The 17,915-nt window shown below is 37.2% G+C and carries 15 protein-coding genes; 10 read left to right on the top strand and 5 right to left on the bottom strand.

The annotated features are described in order from the left end of the window. Positions 1-11: 11 nt before the first annotated feature. Entirely contained in the window at positions 12-1,529 is a 1,518-nt protein-coding gene (locus KP710_RS02095) for an Eco57I restriction-modification methylase domain-containing protein (RefSeq protein WP_048954047.1), read from the bottom strand. Then, positions 1,504-2,160, bottom strand: a complete 657-nt coding sequence (locus tag KP710_RS02090) for a DNA methyltransferase (protein WP_048954046.1) — start codon at positions 2,158-2,160, stop codon at positions 1,504-1,506. The genes KP710_RS02095 and KP710_RS02090 overlap by 26 nt, the downstream gene beginning before the upstream one ends. Positions 2,161-2,266: 106 nt before the next feature. On the opposite strand from KP710_RS02090, the gene KP710_RS02085 reads away from it, so the two are divergent. Then, complete coding sequence (locus KP710_RS02085; RefSeq protein ID WP_048954045.1) at positions 2,267-2,683, top strand: hypothetical protein; 417 nt, start codon at positions 2,267-2,269, stop codon at positions 2,681-2,683. Positions 2,684-2,733: 50 nt separating this feature from the next. Here the strand turns inward: KP710_RS02085 and KP710_RS02080 are convergent, their stop codons facing one another. Continuing rightward, positions 2,734-4,212 carry a leucyl aminopeptidase gene (locus KP710_RS02080; RefSeq protein WP_048954044.1) on the bottom strand — a complete coding sequence of 493 codons (1,479 nt, stop codon included), beginning with the start codon at positions 4,210-4,212 and terminating at the stop codon, positions 2,734-2,736. A 107-nt stretch (positions 4,213-4,319) separates the two neighbouring features. Here KP710_RS02080 and lptF point away from each other — a divergent pair, with 107 nt between their 5' ends. The 3 genes from lptF to KP710_RS02065 all read left to right on the top strand — a co-directional run bounded on the left by lptF (position 4,320) and on the right by KP710_RS02065 (position 7,425). After that, entirely contained in the window at positions 4,320-5,414 is a 1,095-nt protein-coding gene (gene lptF / locus KP710_RS02075) for an LPS export ABC transporter permease LptF (protein ID WP_111407268.1), read from the top strand. 5 nt (positions 5,415-5,419) lie between these two features. Then, positions 5,420-6,496, top strand: coding sequence for an LPS export ABC transporter permease LptG (gene lptG, locus KP710_RS02070; RefSeq protein WP_048954042.1), 1,077 nt, complete (start codon positions 5,420-5,422; stop codon positions 6,494-6,496). Positions 6,497-6,582: 86 nt separating this feature from the next. Then, complete coding sequence (locus KP710_RS02065) at positions 6,583-7,425, top strand: patatin-like phospholipase family protein (RefSeq protein WP_215770581.1); 843 nt, start codon at positions 6,583-6,585, stop codon at positions 7,423-7,425. Between the two features lie 43 nt (positions 7,426-7,468). On the opposite strand, the gene KP710_RS02060 is transcribed toward KP710_RS02065, so the two are convergent. Both KP710_RS02060 and KP710_RS02055 read right to left on the bottom strand, forming a co-directional pair. Then, positions 7,469-10,111 (bottom strand): PqiB family protein, encoded by a 2,643-nt coding sequence (locus tag KP710_RS02060; RefSeq protein WP_215770879.1) that lies wholly within the window; start codon positions 10,109-10,111, stop codon positions 7,469-7,471. Continuing rightward, on the bottom strand, positions 10,095-11,345 hold the full coding sequence (locus KP710_RS02055; RefSeq protein WP_140524620.1) for a PqiA/YebS family transporter subunit: 1,251 nt from the start codon (positions 11,343-11,345) through the stop codon (positions 10,095-10,097). Before KP710_RS02055 ends, KP710_RS02060 begins: the two co-directional genes overlap by 17 nt. 179 nt (positions 11,346-11,524) lie before the next feature. Here KP710_RS02055 and proQ point away from each other — a divergent pair, with 179 nt between their 5' ends. The 6 genes from proQ to KP710_RS02025 all read left to right on the top strand — a co-directional run bounded on the left by proQ (position 11,525) and on the right by KP710_RS02025 (position 17,841). Beyond that, positions 11,525-12,163, top strand: coding sequence for an RNA chaperone ProQ (gene proQ, locus KP710_RS02050; protein ID WP_181153989.1), 639 nt, complete (start codon positions 11,525-11,527; stop codon positions 12,161-12,163). A 26-nt stretch (positions 12,164-12,189) separates the two neighbouring features. Then, positions 12,190-14,265, top strand: coding sequence for a carboxy terminal-processing peptidase (gene prc, locus KP710_RS02045; protein WP_140524618.1), 2,076 nt, complete (start codon positions 12,190-12,192; stop codon positions 14,263-14,265). A gap of 74 nt (positions 14,266-14,339) precedes the next feature. Continuing rightward, positions 14,340-15,800: a L,D-transpeptidase family protein gene (locus tag KP710_RS02040; RefSeq protein WP_502793463.1), complete on the top strand. Its 1,461-nt coding sequence runs from the start codon at positions 14,340-14,342 to the stop codon at positions 15,798-15,800. A 30-nt stretch (positions 15,801-15,830) separates the two neighbouring features. Next, entirely contained in the window at positions 15,831-16,391 is a 561-nt protein-coding gene (gene mepK, locus KP710_RS02035; protein ID WP_215770877.1) for a peptidoglycan L,D-endopeptidase MepK, read from the top strand. Between the two features lie 52 nt (positions 16,392-16,443). Then, a complete protein-coding gene (locus tag KP710_RS02030; protein WP_215770876.1) occupies positions 16,444-17,199 on the top strand; it encodes a TatD family hydrolase in 756 nt (251 codons plus the stop codon). A 9-nt stretch (positions 17,200-17,208) separates the two neighbouring features. Further along, the gene (locus tag KP710_RS02025) at positions 17,209-17,841 is read left to right on the top strand and encodes an MBL fold metallo-hydrolase (RefSeq protein WP_215770875.1); all 633 of its coding nucleotides are present in this window, start codon (positions 17,209-17,211) and stop codon (positions 17,839-17,841) included. Positions 17,842-17,915 lie beyond the last annotated feature (74 nt).

Raw genomic sequence — 17,915 nt, 5'->3', positions numbered from 1 at the left:
GATCTTGAACATTATTCATTTGTCATCGGGCGAACCATTGATTCAATATATTCAATTTCTGCTTGGGTTAATTGATATTTTTCATAGAGTTCTTTGTCTGTCCATGGTTTAGAGAAGTCTTGCATTGGAACAAGTTCATAGACTTTTTTCGTGGTATGTTGGGTATTTTTCTTGAGCGTAAGCATAAAATGGAAAAAACGTGTATTAATGTAACTCATCACATTTTCACAAGTTTGTTTATCTTCGAATGGTCCCATAACAAGATAAGTTTCTGTACAAGCTGTATTGGGTTCAGCATAAATCGGTTTTACCCAGTCAGTTTTACTATCTCCAGAGCCTACGGCATAAGGTGCAATAACTTTATGGGCATGAATCCATTGCTTATTAACAGGAATATCTTCTTGTTTTACATAACCAATGCCTTTATTTTGATAAAGTTTTATATTATGAGCTGATGATTTATAAGGTACAGAATTTCCTTTAAAATTTGTTGCTAATCCAAATGGTTTTCTTCCGCTAATTAAATCACTAATACTTTTTTCTTCTTTTTCTTTTACTTTCCTTAAAATGTGAACTGCACTGTTATAACGAATTAAAAAATCTAATCCTTCTTCTTTAAGCGGTCGTTTCATTTCAGAAATTTGCGAATTTTTTTCGTGGGTCGCAATTAAGCAATCATCGTTGTGTTGTTCTTCCCAAAGGAAATAACAAACGCCGCCTTTAATCTCTACACCCGTAAAACAATCATTTGAATTTGGAAAATCATGAATTTCTGAAATTCGTCGGTCATTGAGCATTTGATCACGAAAATCATCTAAACCTTTCCCACCGGTAAACCATCTTGCCGGAATAATCATCGAAAGGTATTTCGGCTGTAATTTAATGGCTTGTTGCACAAATTGATCATAAATCGGTTTGGCACTGGCTTGTGCACCACCATCACTCAACTGATACGGCGGATTGCCGATAATGACATCAAATTTCACGGGTAATTTCTCATTGATATTGGCTAAATCTTGATGAATAAAGGAATAGGCATGGTTTTCTAATTCATCGCCACGCTCATAAACTTGTTCGCTTGCACCGCACTTTACGCAACGTCCATTTTCCCATTGGTGTTTTAGCGGAGAATAAAAAATATTGCCTTGTGGATCGTTAAATCCATCACAAACAGAAAATTTTCCATTGGCTTCACGGCTGCAATAAAGTGTGCGACGGGCAAGTAAGGCAGTGAGTTCGGTGATGCCTAAGCCAAAAATTTGTTTGGTTAGAATATGGTTAATTCGTGTTTGTAAATCGGGGATTTCGTCTTTCAGCCCTTCCAATAACCGTTTGGCAATTTCTCGTAAAAATACGCCTGATTTAGTGGCAGGATCGAGAAATGTTGTTTTTGATGAACGGAATAATTCTTGCGGCAATAAATCCAACATTTGATTGGCAAGTGCAGGCGAGGTAAACACTTCATCATTTGATAAATTCGCCAAGCAAGAAAGCACGTCAGGGTTATAGTTTATCGATGGGTTTTGCATTTTGGATGTCCAGAAAATAGTGTGAGTAGAATTCTTGTTTTGAAAGTGATTGGTAAGATTGCTCCCTTTGATCTACTAAATTTTTGAAGGTGAAATCATGGCGTTTAATTTTCCATTTCAAATAACCCGCCCCCATTTCTTGTGCTGTCCAATGAGGAAAAGTTAGCATTTCATATTCACCATGCTGATTAGGTTTGGCATGGGTCATCGAAAGTGCATTTCCATGAACAATGTTTAGTTCTAAGATATGTTTCAGCACTGCATAGAATTTTTCATTAATCTCTTGATAAAGCCGTTCATACTCTTGCTGCATATAATGAAATAAGCGCATTCGGCAAGCGTTGACGTTATCTTCCAATAGTTCAATCCCGTAAAGGCAATACAAAGCTCGGATAGCATAAAATTCATATTTTCGCTGATGCTTTTTGTATAGATTTTCTACTTTATCCAACTTGCGTTTCAAAATCGCGATCAAGAAATTCCCATCACCACAAGCGGGCTCTAAGTAAGTTGCTTCATCTTGTAACGGTCTTTGTTCAATAAGCTCTAGCATCGCATTGACTTCTTGCTCACGAGTAAACACTTCCCCGTGATCCGCAACACGCTGTTTTGATTTAATTTGTTTAGTCATATTTAGCTAAAGAGAGTTTTTTGACAATTTATCAACTGTCACAGATATTTACGTAACTTTCATTGAAAGTTACGCTAAATAAATTTCCGTTAGATAGCTTAGAGGAATGAATGAAAAAGAATATTTTGCGGAAAAATTACGTACAACTTTATTAGCAAAAGGTTACGACCCCAAAGCTTCTGTAATTGAACGTGAATTTAACTTACGCCATTATGGTAAACCGATCGGTTTACACGCTGTTGCTCGCTGGTTAAGAGGTGAGGGCTTACCTTCGCTTGCACGGCTTCAAACCCTTGCTGAATGGCTTGAAATTGATATTCAAGAATTAGTATCAGATGAAAAGGCCTATCAAGTTGCAAAATTAGAGAAGAAAAAAGAATCAAACAAGTATATTTGGGAAAGTGCGGCAAGTTATCAGGATCAGACGCTTTTTCAGATGTTTTTGAATTTGCCACAAGAGCAGAAAAAAGTGGTACGTGAGGTGATTATGGCGATGGATAAGGCATATCGTTCGGGGAAATAATATGAATAATAACCGCACTTTTTAAAAGTGCGGTTATTTTCATGCCTATTTTATTTAACCTGATTAATCAAAAATTGGGTTAATAGCGAAACAGGGCGACCGGTTGCGCCTTTATTTGCGCCTTGTAGCCAAGCCGTACCTGCAATGTCTAAATGTGCCCAGCGATATTTTTTCGTGAAGTTAGACAAAAATGCACCGGCAGTAATTGCGCCACCCCAGCGCCCGCCAATGTTGGCAAGATCAGCAAAAGGCGATTTAAGTTGTTCTTGATATTCTTCGCTTAATGGTAAACGCCATGCTTTGTCTGTGGTTTCTGTTGCGGCTTGGAGTAGTGCATTGGCAAGATCGTTATCTGTAGAAACCAAGCCACTATTGTGTTGACCAAGGGCAACCACACAAGCACCCGTCAAGGTTGCAACATCAATAACAAGCTCTGGTTCAAAACGCTCAACATAAGTAAGGGCATCACAAAGTACCAAGCGACCTTCCGCATCGGTGTTGAGCACTTCTACGGTTAAGCCATTCATAGTGGTGAGAATATCGCCTGGGCGATAAGCATTGCCATCAGGCAGATTTTCACAACCTGCTAAAACACCAATAACGTTTAATGGCAAGTTCAACTCTGCAATGGCTTTCATTGTGCCGAAGACAGAGGCTGCACCACACATGTCATATTTCATTTCATCCATATCAGCGGCAGGTTTAAGTGAAATACCGCCAGCATCAAAGGTTAATCCTTTGCCTACAAGTACAATTGGTTTGGCGTTTCTATCTGGTGCATTATTGAATGTCAAAATAGACATGTAAGCACGGTTTTCAGAGCCTTTTGAGACGGCAAGATAAGCATTCATTCCAAGTTTTGCCATTTCTTCTTCATCCACAACTTTCAAAGAAAGTGCGGTAGAGTTTTTTTCTGCTAAATTTTTTGCTTGTTCAGCAAGATAAGCTGGGTTGCAGATATTTGGTGGCATATTTGCGATGTCGCGTGCTGCTTTTATACCTGAGCTAATCGCATTGGCATGAGCAATGGCCTGTTGTGCTTGATCACAATCCGTATTAAAGATGAAGGATTCTAAAACAGAGGCTTCTGCTTTTTGAGATTTGAAATGATCAAATTGATAATTGGTGTGTTCAATCGTTTCAATGGCAAAGCGGATATTCCAATAAAGATCGCGATCTTTTAATTCAATTTCAGTTAAATAAGAAACAACTTCACGCGTGTTGGTTTCTTTTAGTGTTTTTAATACAGCTTGGATGATTTGTTTATATTGACGCTCCGTGAGCTCCCCTTTTTTGCCACAGCCAACGATTAACACGCGTTTGGCAGCCAGACCTTGAAGATCTCGAAGTAAAATAGTTTGGGCTAATTTGCCAGTTAGCTCACCTGATTTCACTAGATCGCTTAAATAGCCTTGGGTTAATTGATCGATTTCATTGAAACTTTTTGAAAATTTATTGTTTTCATAGATGCCTAAAACAATGCAATCAGTGGCTTGAGAAAGTGCGGTGTTTTTTGCTTGATATTTCATTTGATGTCCTTAAATTTCTGTTTAATTCAGCGAAAATAAGGTATCATACGCGACCGATTTTATCCAGTTTTCCCCCGTTTTAGATTTAGAAAAACAAACGATATAAGATGATTTTAATTCGATATTTAACGAAAGAAGTATTTAAGAGCCAAGTCGCTATTTTATTCATTTTATTGCTGATATTTTTCTCTCAGCAGTTAGTGCGCGTACTGGGATCTGCGGCTAATGGTAAAGTACCAGCTGATTTGGTATTTTCCTTGCTTGGGCTAGGTATGCCTGCTATGGCACAATTAATGTTGCCATTATGTTTGTTTATTGCGATTTTACTCACTTTTGGTCGTCTTTACGCTGAAAGTGAAATAACGGTGATGCGTGCTTGTGGTGTCGGGCAACGTGTTTTAGTGCGTGTGGCGTTAATGCTTTCATTGGTTACTGCGGGACTTGCTGCTTATAACGTCTTATGGCTTTCGCCTTGGTCAATTCAAAAACAAGCTGCAATTGTGGAAGATGCAAAAGCGAATCCAACAATGGGGGCGCTTGCTTCTGGTCAGTTTATAGCAACGAATAACAACAATTTTGTTTTATTTATTGATAGTATCAAGGGAAATCAAATTAATGACGTGTATTTGTTCCAAACTGCTCCAAAAGGACAAACGAAACCATCAGTTGTGACTGCTGAAAAAGGCGAATTAAAAGCGTTGCCAAATGGCGATCAAATTCTGAATTTACAAAATACGCAACGAGTTGAAGGCACGTCTGTTTTGCCTGATTTCCGCATTACGCATTTTGATGAATATCAAGCCTATTTAGGTCATCAGGAAACAGAAAATACGAATGATGAAGTAGCGGAATTAACGTTATCGCAACTTATCGGTTTAGATTCTCCTTCTGCGAAATCCGAATTGCATTGGCGTATTACATTAATCCTAGCTGTTCCTCTAATGGCGTTAATTGCTGTGCCATTAAGTCGTGTCAATCCTCGACAAGGTAGATTTGCCAAAATTTTACCCGCACTTTTACTCTATTTAATTTATTTTTTATTACAAAGCTCCTTTAAATCTGCGGGGGCAGCAGGAAAATTAGATGTGGCTATTTTTATGCCTCTTGTTAATATTGGCTTTTTGTTGCTTGGTATCGTGTTAAACGGTTGGGATAGCGCTGCCATGTATAAATTCCGCCATTTATTCAGTAGAAAAGGATAAGCAAAATGATGAATACCCTCGATCGTTATATTGGAAAAAGTATTCTTGGCTCAATTTTTGCCACTTTGCTTACATTGGTTGGGCTCTCTGCCATTATCAAATTTGTGGAACAATTTCGTAGCGTGGGTAAAGGTACTTATGATATTTGGCAAGCGGTGGCTTTTACTGGGTTAACCATTCCAAAAGATATTGAAACTTTCTTTCCTATGGCGGCATTGCTTGGTGCGCTAATGGCTTTGGGCAACCTTGCAAGTCGAAGCGAACTCGTTGTGATGCAAGCTGCTGGATTTTCTCGTTTTAAAATTGGTATGGCAGTGATGAAAACCGCATTACCATTAGTGTTGTTAACCATGGTGATTGGTGAGTGGGGGATTCCACAAACAGAACAGTTCGCACGTGATATGCGTGCTCGAGCACTTTCTGGTGGTTCAATGCTTTCCATGAAAAATGGGGTTTGGGCAAAAGATGGTAATAATTTTGTGTTTGTTCGACGTGTTACTGATGACGCAAAATTAAACGATATTTATATTTATACTTTTGATCAGCATCGTAATTTGACGGAGTTGAAGCATGCTAACCAAGCAAGTTATTCGGAAGATGAAAGTAAATGGACTTTACGTCAAGTGAACCATTCTATGATTAGCAAAGATGAAATCAAGACAAGTAATCGCTTATCGGAAAAATGGGAAACAAATTTAACGCCAGATAAATTAGGTGCGGTTTCTTTACGCCCTACATCACTGTCTATTTCAGGTTTGTATAATTACATTTCATTTTTACGTGAAACAGGTCAGGATGTGAGTCGCTTTGAACTCACATTCTGGCGGAAAATTTTTCAACCTGTATCTGTTGGTGTGATGATGTTATTGGCATTATCTTTTATTTTTGGATCTCTACGCAGTGTGACAGCGGGCGCTAGAATTGTAACGGGCATCTGTTTTGGCTTTTTGTTCTATGTTGTAAATGAAATTTTCGGGCAAATGAGCGTTGTTTATAACATGCCTGCTGTTTTCGGTGCGCTAATGCCAAGTTTGCTATTTGTTGTGATGATTTGGTGGTTGCTGAGTCGGAAACGGGATTAATCCAGATTGTTCAAATAATTGCGTGTTCAGAAATGGCACGCAATATTTTTATGTGTTGTTTTCAAATGGAAGAAGTTAAAAAATCAATGAAAATTGGCTTGGTATTAGAAGGTGGGGCGATGCGAGGCATGTACACCGCGGGTGTACTAGATACCTTCTTAGATAAAGATTTTTGGGTTAATGGTATCATTTCTGTTTCCGCAGGTGCATTGTTTGGTGTTAATTATCCTTCTCGGCAAAAAGGGCGTGCAATTCGTTATAACAAGAAATTTATATCAGATAAGCGTTATATCAGTTTTAAAAGTTTGGTGAGCACAGGCAATATCGTGAATAAAGATTTTGCTTTTTATGAAGTACCTTTCAAATATGATGTGTTTGATAATAAAACGTTTAAAGAATCAGATATCGATTTTTATGTAGCTGTAACTAACTTACAAACTGCGCAAGCAGAATATGTCAAATTAATAGATCCTTTGGCCCAAATGGAGGTGTTGCGTGCTACCTCCGCCATGCCTTATGTTTCTCGTCCTGTTGAGATAGACGGGATTCCTTATTTGGATGGCGCTATTGCGGATTCTATTCCTGTCGAACAAATGCAGAAGTTAGGATACGATAAAATCATTGTCATTCTTACCCGCACTTTAGATTATAGAAAATCTAAGCCAATGACTTGGATTGCCAAATGGTTTTATCGACGTTATCCACATTTTGCAGATGCCGTAAATCAGCGTTATGCCATGTATAATCAACAAGTTGAAAATGTGATTAAGTTAGCAGAAGAAGGCGATATTTTTGTTATTCGACCTTCTGTTGATTTGAAGATTAAGCGCATTGAAAAAGATCCCAATAAATTGCAGGCAATGTATGAGTTGGGTATAAAAGATATGCAATTACAGTGGAAAAACTTATTGGACTATTTAAATCGATAATAAAAAATGGATTAAACCTTTTACCGTTTAATCCATTTTTTATTTATTGTGGTAATGCACCGCTTCCCCAAGTTTGCACTTCTTCAGGGCGTTTTATCTGAAGTAAGAAACGTTTGTTTGGCTGCGCCTGTGGTTGAATTTCTTTTTCTGCTGGTGTGGAGAAAGAAATACCACCTTTTAGCAACTGTTGAACACTTCCTGTGTTAAATGCCGCACCTTTCCAGCCTAAGGTGAAGTCATAACCTGATGCAATCCAAAACTCTGTATTTTGTCGAACAAGATGACTATATTTCGGTATGATTGCAATATGCACTAAGACGCGATCACCAAGGCTGTTAAGCTCAAATTTTTTCACGGTACCCACTTCTACGCCTCGATAAAGAATTGGTGAACCTTCACTTAAATTCATTGCATCACGTGTTTCTAAAATAAATGGCGTACCATTACTAAATTTATTACGTTGTGGAGCTGTTTGAGCTAAATTGAATTGTGTTTTTGGTTTACCATTCCCAATTTCAATATCGATATAAGGTTGTAATAAGCTATCAAGGTTATCAATTCCACCTGCTGAAATTTGTGGTGAGATAATCGTAAAGTTAGAACCTTCTTTTGCAATCATATTCATATAATTTGGGTTTATTAACGCTTTTGCAGTGATGCGTTTAGATTTTGCATCAAGCTGAATACTGTCAATTTGCCCCACATCTAAACCCAAATAGCGCAGACTCATCCCTTTACTCAGATTGGTTGCATCATCTGCTGTTAAGGTGATGGCAAGCCCGATGGATTTTGCATAACTTTCATTCGCGTAAAGTGTTCGATTATTGCCCGAACCACTATTATCAAAGCTAATCGCACCTTTTAATGAACGAGCAAGTGGTGTCGCTTGAATGCTAATTCCTTTAGGTGTGATATCAATTTTTGCCGCACTTTCTACCCAAAATCGGCTTTTATCTGTCAACAAATGTTGATAGGCGGGATAAATATAAACCTCTACATCAAAGCTATTAGTTTTAGGTTTAATATTTAAAATTTTTCCCACCTCAAATTGACGATATAGTACGAGAGAGCCTTTATCAATGCTTGGTAACGTTTGGGTGTGTAAGGTTATTGTTGGCGTAAGAATATTTCCAATGATGCCATGTTCAGCATTGCTGATATTTTGATAAAGCGGATAGCTATCTTTAGCTTTTCCCTGACCTTGTTTCGTTAATACTCGTACGCCACCTTGTAACCATTTTTCTGGTGTAGCGGACTCAAAACGCAATCCGTCTAATCCAAGGCTGATATCAAAGTTAGTTGCTGCGACAAATTGTGTGTTTTCGTGAATTAAATTGCGATATTCAGATGAAATTGCTGCCTTAAATTGTACGCCATTTATATCCACTTTTTGTGAAACAATTTGTCCGATTGGCATGTTGTTATAAAACACATTTTGACCTTCACTTACACCATAATTTTCTGGTGCGGTGAGTGTTAAAACTAATGTATTAGGTGCATTGAGTAATAACTCATTTTCTTTAATGACATCAAATTGATGCTTAGTTTCACCATCTCCAGCAATAACATCAAAATATTCGCCACGAAAGAATTTTTTTGGATCTGCTAAATTACTAAGATCCGTTTTTTTATTGCGAAGTACGATTTTGCTATTCGCTTTAAATAAAGAGGCTTGATTTGGATCTATCAATAAACTGCCTTCTAAAATTTCATCGTTATTTTCAACCGCACTTATTTTAGAAAGAATCCCGATAGGATTATCTTGAGAATAAACTTCGGTCTGTCCTGCAATGAGACCAGCAGATGCAGGGATATTTACGTTGACTTCAATGCCACGTTTTGCGGCTTTTAAATTGGTATACAGCGTGAAATGACTATTTTCATCTGCTTTTGGACTGTCAGCTGGAGAGTCAAAAGAAACGGCACCTTGTACAACCGCATTTAAACTTTCTACATTTAGATTTAAGCCTGATGGGCTAATGTTGGCGTTAATGCCGCTTATGTTCCAAAAACGTGAATCTTTTTTCACAAATTGTGCATAGGCTTTATCAATCACCACATCTATTTGTACTTTATTGTCTTTATTAATGCGGTAATCGTAAATTTTTCCTACAGGTAGTTTTTTAAAATAGACGGATGCACCGATGGAAATTGAGCCTAAGTCATCAGAAATTAAGTGAATCAATAAATCTCCAGGCGAAACTTGGGCAATGGGGCCTTGTTCTTCCGCAATAAATTCATCTTCGCGATCGCCATCACCCGGTTGAAGAGTGATGTAATTGCCTGATACGAGAGAATCTAAACCTGAAATTCCTGCAAGTGAAACATTTGGTTGAACAAGCCAGAATTTTGTATTTTCACGCAAAATACTTGACGCTTCAGGATTGATATTGGCAATAACTTCCACTTTTTGCATGTTATCTGTGAAATTTACTTTTTTCACCACACCAATTTGCAAACCTTGGTAGCGAACTTGTGTTTTATCTGCAACGATACCAGAACCATTGGTAAAGGTAATCGTGATGCTTGTGCCACGTTCTTTAACAATTTGGAAGAATAAAATTGCCCCAATACATAATGCAATAAAGGGAAGTAACCAAAATGGAGAAATACGACGAGTTTTTCGTACCGCCGCTGTCATTTCTGTATGTTGATCTTTCATTGAAGAACTATTTTTCTCTGTCATAAATTTTCCAAATTAATCGACTATCAAATTGTGAGGTTGAAATCATGCTGCAAAATACGGCAGCGCCGAAGTAAAATGCGCCAGGACCAACGGTAAAGTTAATAATCTCACCGCGAGTTACAAGCGACATCATTAAGGCTAATACAAATAAATCTAGCATCGACCAGCGTCCAACGAAATGCACGATATGCAATAAACGTATTTGCCATTTTATAGAGTGTCGCCATTTAAAATGAACACAACTTAGTAAATAAAGTAAAATTGCCGCTTTACTGATTGGGACAAAAATACTCGCAAAGAATACCACGAAAGCAACAAAATAACTGCCCATGTTAACAAAAGAAATAACACCAGATATTAATGTATCTTCAGAGAGTGCTCCTGTTAAATAAATGCCTGATATGGGTAATAAATTTGCTGGGAAGAGCATAATAATTCCAGCAATTAGACTTGCCCAAGTGCGTTGTAATTTAATATTATCTGAAATATGAACAGGCGATAAACAGCGCGGACATCGTGGGTTGTTCTTTTTATCGTAATGAATCCCATTTTTTGAAAATGTATAGTTACAAGCATCACATAATTCAATGTTGTTTGCATCATAAGCTGGTTCATTTTCTGGATAAAACTCTTTCCACAATTCTTTAAGGTTTAATTTGATAAAAAGTAAGGTTGTCAAAAGTGCGGTGAAAATAAAGGGAATTAAATAAACATTAATTTCCAGTGTTGCATATTCACGCACCTTGAACATCGTCACGCCTAGCGCAACTAAATAAACATCAAACATAACCCAAGGTTTTATATAACCTAAAAAAAGCAAAACACTACGTGGTTTAATATGCAAAATTTTTGCAATCCAGAGCATAATGACTAAAATTGCAAAGGTAATTGGCATCACAACGGCACAGATAAACACCATAAAGGCAGTGTATTCATAGCCTGCCACTGACATTTTCCAAATACCTTCCCAAATAGATGCGTCAATTTTTACACCTAACAAATGAAGACTTAATAGGGGATAACCCAAGGCAAATGGCATCAAAATAAGGATCGATAAAGCAACCATAGCACAACGATGAACAGACCAACGCCCACCTGTAGCTAAATGGTGATGACAAAGTGGACATTCAGCTTGTTCATCTTTATTTAATATCAAAGGTGTTTCTACGCTAGCATCACATTCTTCGCATTTTATAATTTGAAATGATTTTTGTGTGAGGTTTGATTCTTGCACGAAAGATTATCTTTTATTCGGTTGTTAAAAACGGGGCATTTTAGCCTTGTTTAAGTATATATGGGAAGTGTTCTTGACTATTTTTGTGCAAAATTTATTCACAATGTTTTGATTCATTGTAAATTTTGTAAAAAGTGCGATAAACTAGGTCGGTTTATATTTACCCTAGGATAATTAACATGACTGATTCTCAATCTGGCGTTCAGACCACTGATGCGCAAGTAAATTCACAAAAATTAACCAATACAAAAGATATTATTGCGTATTTGGCTGAAAAATTCCCTCTTTGCTTTATTTTAGAAGGCGAAGCAAAACCATTAAAAATTGGTCTGTTCCAAGATTTAGCGGAAGCATTACAAGATGATGAGCGTGTAAGCAAAACTCAGTTGCGTCAGGCTCTTCGTCAATACACATCAAATTGGCGTTATTTACATGGCTGTCGCGAAGGCGCAGTGCGCGTAGATTTACACGGTAATCCAGCCGGAGTATTAGAAGCGGAGCATGTAGCCCATGCAGCTCAACAGCTTGCAGATGCTAAAGCGCGTGTTGCTGAAAAGCGTAAAGCCGAAGCTGCAGCGAAAAAAGCACAACAAAAACAACGCCTACGTAAACCTGCAAATAAAAATACTAAACATTTCAATAAGCCGTCATTAAGTGCGGTTGATTTTTCACAAATTTCTGTTGGTTCTGTGGTGAAAGTGAAAGCTGGCGATCATGCGAAAAAAGCAACAGTAGTGGAAGTGCTAAAAGATTCAGCACGTGTTGAGCTTGAAAACGGTTTGGTTATGAGCGTAGCTGCAGATCGTTTATTTGCATAATGATTTAATTCTACTCGGGAAAGGTTATGAGATCTAATATTTCAAAAAATGTGATTACTAGCGCATTGTTATCGGCATTGTTAATCGGCTCTGTGCCTGCTTTTGCTGTGCAGCCTAAATTAAAACTGAGCGATATTACTATTCCAACAGCAAGCGAAGAGAATCAGTTGGCGACTAAGCGTGCAACGACTCGATTAACCCAATCGCATTATCGAAAGATCTCATTAGATGATGATTTTTCTGAGAAGATTTTTGATCGTTATATTAAAAATATTGATTTTAGCCATAACACCTTTTTGCAATCTGATGTAGATGAACTTCGTCAAAAATATGGTGCTAAGTTGGATGACCAGTTAAATCAAGGTGATCTTTCTGCTGCTTTTGATATTTATGATGTAATGATGAAGCGTCGTTATGAACGCTATGCTTATGCGTTGTTTTTATTAGATAAAGAGCCTAATTTGAATGGCCAGGATCAAATTGAAATTGATCGTGAAAAAGCGGCATTTCCGAAAAACGAAGAGGAAGCCAACAAACTTTGGGAAGAACGAGTAAAAAATGACATTATCAATCTTAAATTAAAAGATAAAAAATGGTCAGAAATTAAGTCAAAACTCACCAAACGTTATAATTTGGCCATTCGCCGTTTAACTCAAACTAAGGCAGATGATATTCTTCAAACTTATTTAAATGCATTTGCTCGCGAAATTGATCCACATACAAGCTATCTTGCACCAAGAACCGCGAAAAGTTTTAATGAAAGCATGAATCTTTCTCTTGAGGGGATTGGGGCAACGTTACAATCAGAAGATGATGAAACAAGCATCAAGTCGCTTGTTCCTGGCGCACCAGCTGAAAAAAGCAAAAAATTACATCCTGGAGATAAAATTATTGGTGTGGGGCAAGCAACAGGCGAGATTGAAGATATCGTTGGCTGGCGTTTAGAAGATATTGTTGAGAAAATTAAGGGTAAAAAAGGCACAAAAGTGCGGTTGGAAATTGAACCGTCTAAAGGTGGAAAATCCCGCATTATTACTTTAGTACGTGATAAAGTTCGTATTGAAGATCAAGCTGCAAAATTAACCATGAATAAAATTGATGGTAAAAATATTGCAGTGATTAAAATTCCTGGTTTTTATATCGGTTTAACAAGTGATGTAAAAAAATTACTCACTAATATAGAAAATCAAAAGGCGGATGCTTTAATTGTTGATTTGCGTGAGAACGGTGGTGGCGCATTAACAGAGGCCGTTGCATTAAGTGGTCTGTTTATTACAGATGGGCCTGTAGTTCAGGTAAGGGATGCTTATCAGCGTATTCGGGTACATGAAGATGATGATTCAGCACAGCAATATAAAGGGCCTTTATTGGTGATGATTAATCGTTATAGTGCATCAGCATCTGAGATTTTTGCTGCCGCAATGCAAGATTACAATCGTGGTATTATCATTGGTCAGAATACTTTTGGTAAAGGTACGGTTCAGCAAAGTCGCTCATTAAATTTTACCTATGATTTAGATCAAACACCATTAGGTTTATTACAGTATACGATTCAAAAGTTCTATCGTATTAATGGTGGTTCAACTCAGTTAAAAGGAGTTGCTGCAGATATTAATTTCCCTGAAATTATCGATGCGAAAGAGTACGGTGAAGATAAGGAAGATAATGCATTGCCATGGGATAAAATTCCATCTGCAACTTATACTGAAGTTGGCAATGCTCGCAAAGATGTTGATGTATTAAATAAAAAGCATCTTGAGCGTATTGCTAAAGATCCTGAATTTATTGCATTGAATGAAGATTTAAAAATTCGTAATGAGCGCCGTGATCGAAAATTCTTATCATTGAATTATCAAACGCGTAAAGCTGAAAATGACAAAGATGATGCAAGACGTTTAAAAGATATTAATGAGCGTTTTAAACGCGAAGGTAAAAAAGCATTAAATGATATTGATGATTTACCGAAAGATTATGAAGCGCCAGATTTCTTCTTAAAAGAAGCAGAAAAAATGGCTGCGGATTTTGTTATGTTGAATTCAACTGAGCAAGATGTTAGCAAAGAAACTCAGAAACTAACAGAAACAGTAGAAGAGAAAAAATAAAATTATTTTAACCGCACTTTGTTTTAGAACTTAAATAAAGTGCGGTTGTTTTAGGGAATGTTTAAGGAATGGCTATGTTTAAAAGCACTGCAAAGCTCTCAGTATTTGCGTTGTCATTGTCAATGATGACTTCAGGATGCGCTTTAGCAGATTTTGTAAAAAATGGACAATCGGCGCAACTTCATGGCGTTGATGTTTCGCATTTATCTCCAGAAGAAAAACAAAAGCTTGAAGAGGAAATTAAATTAGATCAAGCCCGCTTAGCACAGGAAAAGCAAGCAATTTTAGAAATGTCGCTAACCCATGAAATAGGTGAGCATGCTTTACAGTTTAAGCCTTTGTTAGCTCGTTTATATGCAGAACGTAAATATGCACCATTATGGAAAGATAATGCAGCGGCTCGCCAATTGTTACAGGGGTATGCCGCGATGGTGGCTAGCGGTATTTCTAAACGTTCAGCAAAATCCTTAGAATCCTTTGAGTTGATCGAACAACAAGGTGGATTAGCTTATGATGTTTTATTGAGCGATATATTGCTAGATTATTTGTATTATACTCAAAATGTAGGCGTGCAAGCTCAACGTTGGTTGTATTCATCTAGCACTTATCAAGTTCAACAACCTGCAGATGAGCATATTCAACGTTGGTTAAGTGCGGTAGAAAATGGTCAACTTTTAGGTTTTGTACAAAGTTTATCGGGCGATAATCACTTATATCATCAAACTGTTAAAGCCTTATCATCAATGGTATCTGCATCAGGACTGTCAGAAGTAGGTAAAAAGCTTGCTATTAATGCGCAACGTTTACGGGTGATTCCTGATTTTCATAATGGTATTTTCGTGAATATTCCAAGTTATAAATTGCAGTATTATCGCGATGGTAATTTAACTTTGGAATCTCGTGTTATTGTTGGTAAGGATGAACGCCGTACACCTGTGATGTATAGTAAATTAAGTAGTGTTGTTGTTAATCCACCTTGGAATGCGCCTACTCGTTTAATTAATGAAGATTTATTACCAAAAATGAAAGCGGATCCAAGTTATATTGCAGCTCATAATTATTCTATTTTGGATAGTGCTGGAAATGTGATTGATCCTTATTCGATAAATTGGGCATCTATTGGTAATAAATTCCCTTATCGAGTTCGACAAGCCGCTGGCGATAGTGCACTGGGTAATTATAAATTTAATATGCCAAGCTCAGATGCCATTTATTTGCATGACACGCCAAATCATGGGCTGTTTAGCCGTAAAGATCGCGCATTAAGTTCTGGTTGCGTACGTGTGGAAAAATCCGATCAACTTGCTAGTATTTTATTGAAAGAAGCAGGGTGGTCTGATGAACGTAAAAAGAATGTTTTAGAGAGTAAAAAAACGGTTTCTGCCCCAATTCGTTCGGAAAACCCTGTGTTTATATACTATGTTACATCCTGGGTTGATGAAGGAAAAATTCAAGTATTGCCAGATATTTATAAATATGATGGATTGATGAATTTCAGTGGAATTAACTGGAATGTCGTCAAAAAATATCTCTAATAATCCATCAAAAAATAGAAAGGAGAGAGGATGAACAAGGTTGATAAACAGAAACGTAAGTGGCTGTCGCTCGGTGGCATTGTTTTAGGTGCATCAGTTGTACCAAATTCTGTATTTGCAATGGTTTCAACACCTAAGCCTCGTATTTTGACTTTCCGTAACATTAATACGGGAGAGCGATTAAGTGGAGAGTTTTCTGCTCAAAAAGGTTTCGCAAGTGCCACATTAAAAAAATTAGACCATTTTATGCGCGATAAACGAACAAACCAAGTTTGTAAAATGGATCCAAATCTGTTCCACAAGTTTTATAACATTCAAAATAATTTAGGGTTACGTAATGCTGAAATTGAAGTAATTTGTGGGTATCGTTCTGCTGCAACTAATGCAATGCGTCATCGTCAAAGTAGCGGAGTAGCAAGTAATAGTTATCATATTAAAGGTAAGGCCATTGATTTTCGTATTGCAGGTGTGCCTTTGGCTAAAGTAAAAGCTGCTGCAGAAAATCTGAGTAATGGTGGGGTAGGATATTATCCGACAAGTAATTTTATTCATGTGGATACTGGCCCAATTAGAACCTGGAAAGGGGTATAAAATAAATTTAAAATTGACCGCACTTTTGTGCGGTTTTTCATTAGAAAATACTATGCTATTTGACAGTCATCTTCATTTGGATCAACTCTCTGATGATAATATTCAGAAAACACTTGGTGATTCAAAGATTACAGGTATGCTTGCAGTAAGTACGAATCTAAAAAGTGCTAAAAAGCTATTGAATTTAAAACAGGCTTATCCCGAGAAACTTTATATTGCTGCAGGTTTTCATCCTGAACAGTCCTTGCTGAATTTAGAAGAGCAAGATGAATTATTTCAATGGATTGATGAACATCATTCATCGATTTCTGCGATTGGCGAGGTGGGGTTGCCACATTATTCTAAACGTGAAAATTCAAATGTGGATTACGCACCTTACATTGAATTACTAGAACGATTTATTCTGATAGCGAAAAAATGGGGTTTTCCGTTAAATTTACATATTGTGCATAATGATGTAGATATTGCCCTTGAATTATTGCAGAAACATAATATCCAACGAGTTCATTTTCATTGGTTTAAGACAGATGAAAAATCTTTTCAGAAATTTTTATCTACACCATATTTTGCGAGTCTAACACCTGATATTTTATGGAATTATAAAACGCAATATGTTGCTCAACATTTGTCGTTAAACCGTTTGATGATTGAAACGGATAGTCCCTGGCCACACGAAGGATTTGAAAGTGCGGTAATTTCTGAGCAATTATTTGCCGTAGTAAAGAAAGTAGCTGAATTAAAATCTTTGCCGTTAGATTATGTTCAAGAGCAAATGCTTTTGAACACTCAACAATTTTATCGATTATAAGGAGCAAACATGAATATCGAAATTATCCCAGTCACCGCATTTCAACAAAACTGTTCTTTGATTTGGGATGACGAGAAAAATGCATCAATTATTGACCCAGGTGGCGAAGCCGAACGCTTAATTCAACGTATTGAAGAACAGGATTTAAATCTCAAAGTGATTTTACTTACCCATGGTCATTTAGATCATGTTGGCGCAGCCATGCAGTTGAAACAACATTTTGGCGTCGAAATTTGGGGCTCTCATGAAGAAGATAAATTTTTATTTGAGAGTTTGCCAGAACAAGCACAACGCTTTGGTTTACCAAATATTGAAGCCTTTTTACCTGATCGTTGGTTTAATCAAGAAGGCGAAATTTTAAAATTAGATGGCTTTAATTTCGAGATTTTACATTTACCAGGGCACACACCTGGACATATCGGTTTTATTGAACATGAGAAAAAGGTGGCGTTTACAGGCGATGTATTATTTCAAGGAGGAATTGGTCGTACTGATTTCCCTCGTGGTGATTATGAAACATTGATTTCTTCAATTCGAACAAAACTATTACCGTTGAATGACGATCTTATTATTATTGCTGGGCATGGGCCTTATACAACCATTGGCCGAGAAAAACAGACAAACCCATTTTTAAATCGTTAAAAGTGCGGTGAATTTTTTTATGGTATTTTGAACTAATTGTCCGAGGGGGAGTCTTAAGCATACCTCTGGCAAAT

The organism is Haemophilus sp. SZY H35 (assembly GCF_018829705.1).
In the GTDB taxonomy this organism is placed as follows: Bacteria; Pseudomonadota; Gammaproteobacteria; order Enterobacterales; family Pasteurellaceae; genus Haemophilus; species Haemophilus haemolyticus_K.
Note: the sequence above shows the minus strand (reverse complement) of the source record. Positions and strands in the feature narration are given on the sequence as shown.

What these genes read in the sequence shown, in the direction of transcription:
- lptG (WP_048954042.1), top strand. Translation starts at nt 5,420, where the DNA reads ATGATGAATACCCTCGATCGTTATATTGGAAAAAGTATTCTTGGCTCA.
- KP710_RS02080 (WP_048954044.1), bottom strand. Translation starts at nt 4,212, where the DNA reads ATGAAATATCAAGCAAAAAACACCGCACTTTCTCAAGCCACTGATTGC.
- KP710_RS02085 (WP_048954045.1), top strand. Translation starts at nt 2,267, where the DNA reads ATGAATGAAAAAGAATATTTTGCGGAAAAATTACGTACAACTTTATTA.
- prc (WP_140524618.1), top strand. Translation starts at nt 12,190, where the DNA reads ATGAGATCTAATATTTCAAAAAATGTGATTACTAGCGCATTGTTATCG.
- mepK (WP_215770877.1), top strand. Translation starts at nt 15,831, where the DNA reads ATGAACAAGGTTGATAAACAGAAACGTAAGTGGCTGTCGCTCGGTGGC.
- KP710_RS02060 (WP_215770879.1), bottom strand. Translation starts at nt 10,111, where the DNA reads ATGACAGAGAAAAATAGTTCTTCAATGAAAGATCAACATACAGAAATG.
- KP710_RS02095 (WP_048954047.1), bottom strand. Translation starts at nt 1,529, where the DNA reads ATGCAAAACCCATCGATAAACTATAACCCTGACGTGCTTTCTTGCTTG.
- KP710_RS02040 (WP_502793463.1), top strand. Translation starts at nt 14,340, where the DNA reads ATGTTTAAAAGCACTGCAAAGCTCTCAGTATTTGCGTTGTCATTGTCA.
- KP710_RS02030 (WP_215770876.1), top strand. Translation starts at nt 16,444, where the DNA reads ATGCTATTTGACAGTCATCTTCATTTGGATCAACTCTCTGATGATAAT.
- proQ (WP_181153989.1), top strand. Translation starts at nt 11,525, where the DNA reads ATGACTGATTCTCAATCTGGCGTTCAGACCACTGATGCGCAAGTAAAT.
- KP710_RS02065 (WP_215770581.1), top strand. Translation starts at nt 6,583, where the DNA reads ATGAAAATTGGCTTGGTATTAGAAGGTGGGGCGATGCGAGGCATGTAC.
- lptF (WP_111407268.1), top strand. Translation starts at nt 4,320, where the DNA reads ATGATTTTAATTCGATATTTAACGAAAGAAGTATTTAAGAGCCAAGTC.
- KP710_RS02025 (WP_215770875.1), top strand. Translation starts at nt 17,209, where the DNA reads ATGAATATCGAAATTATCCCAGTCACCGCATTTCAACAAAACTGTTCT.
- KP710_RS02090 (WP_048954046.1), bottom strand. Translation starts at nt 2,160, where the DNA reads ATGACTAAACAAATTAAATCAAAACAGCGTGTTGCGGATCACGGGGAA.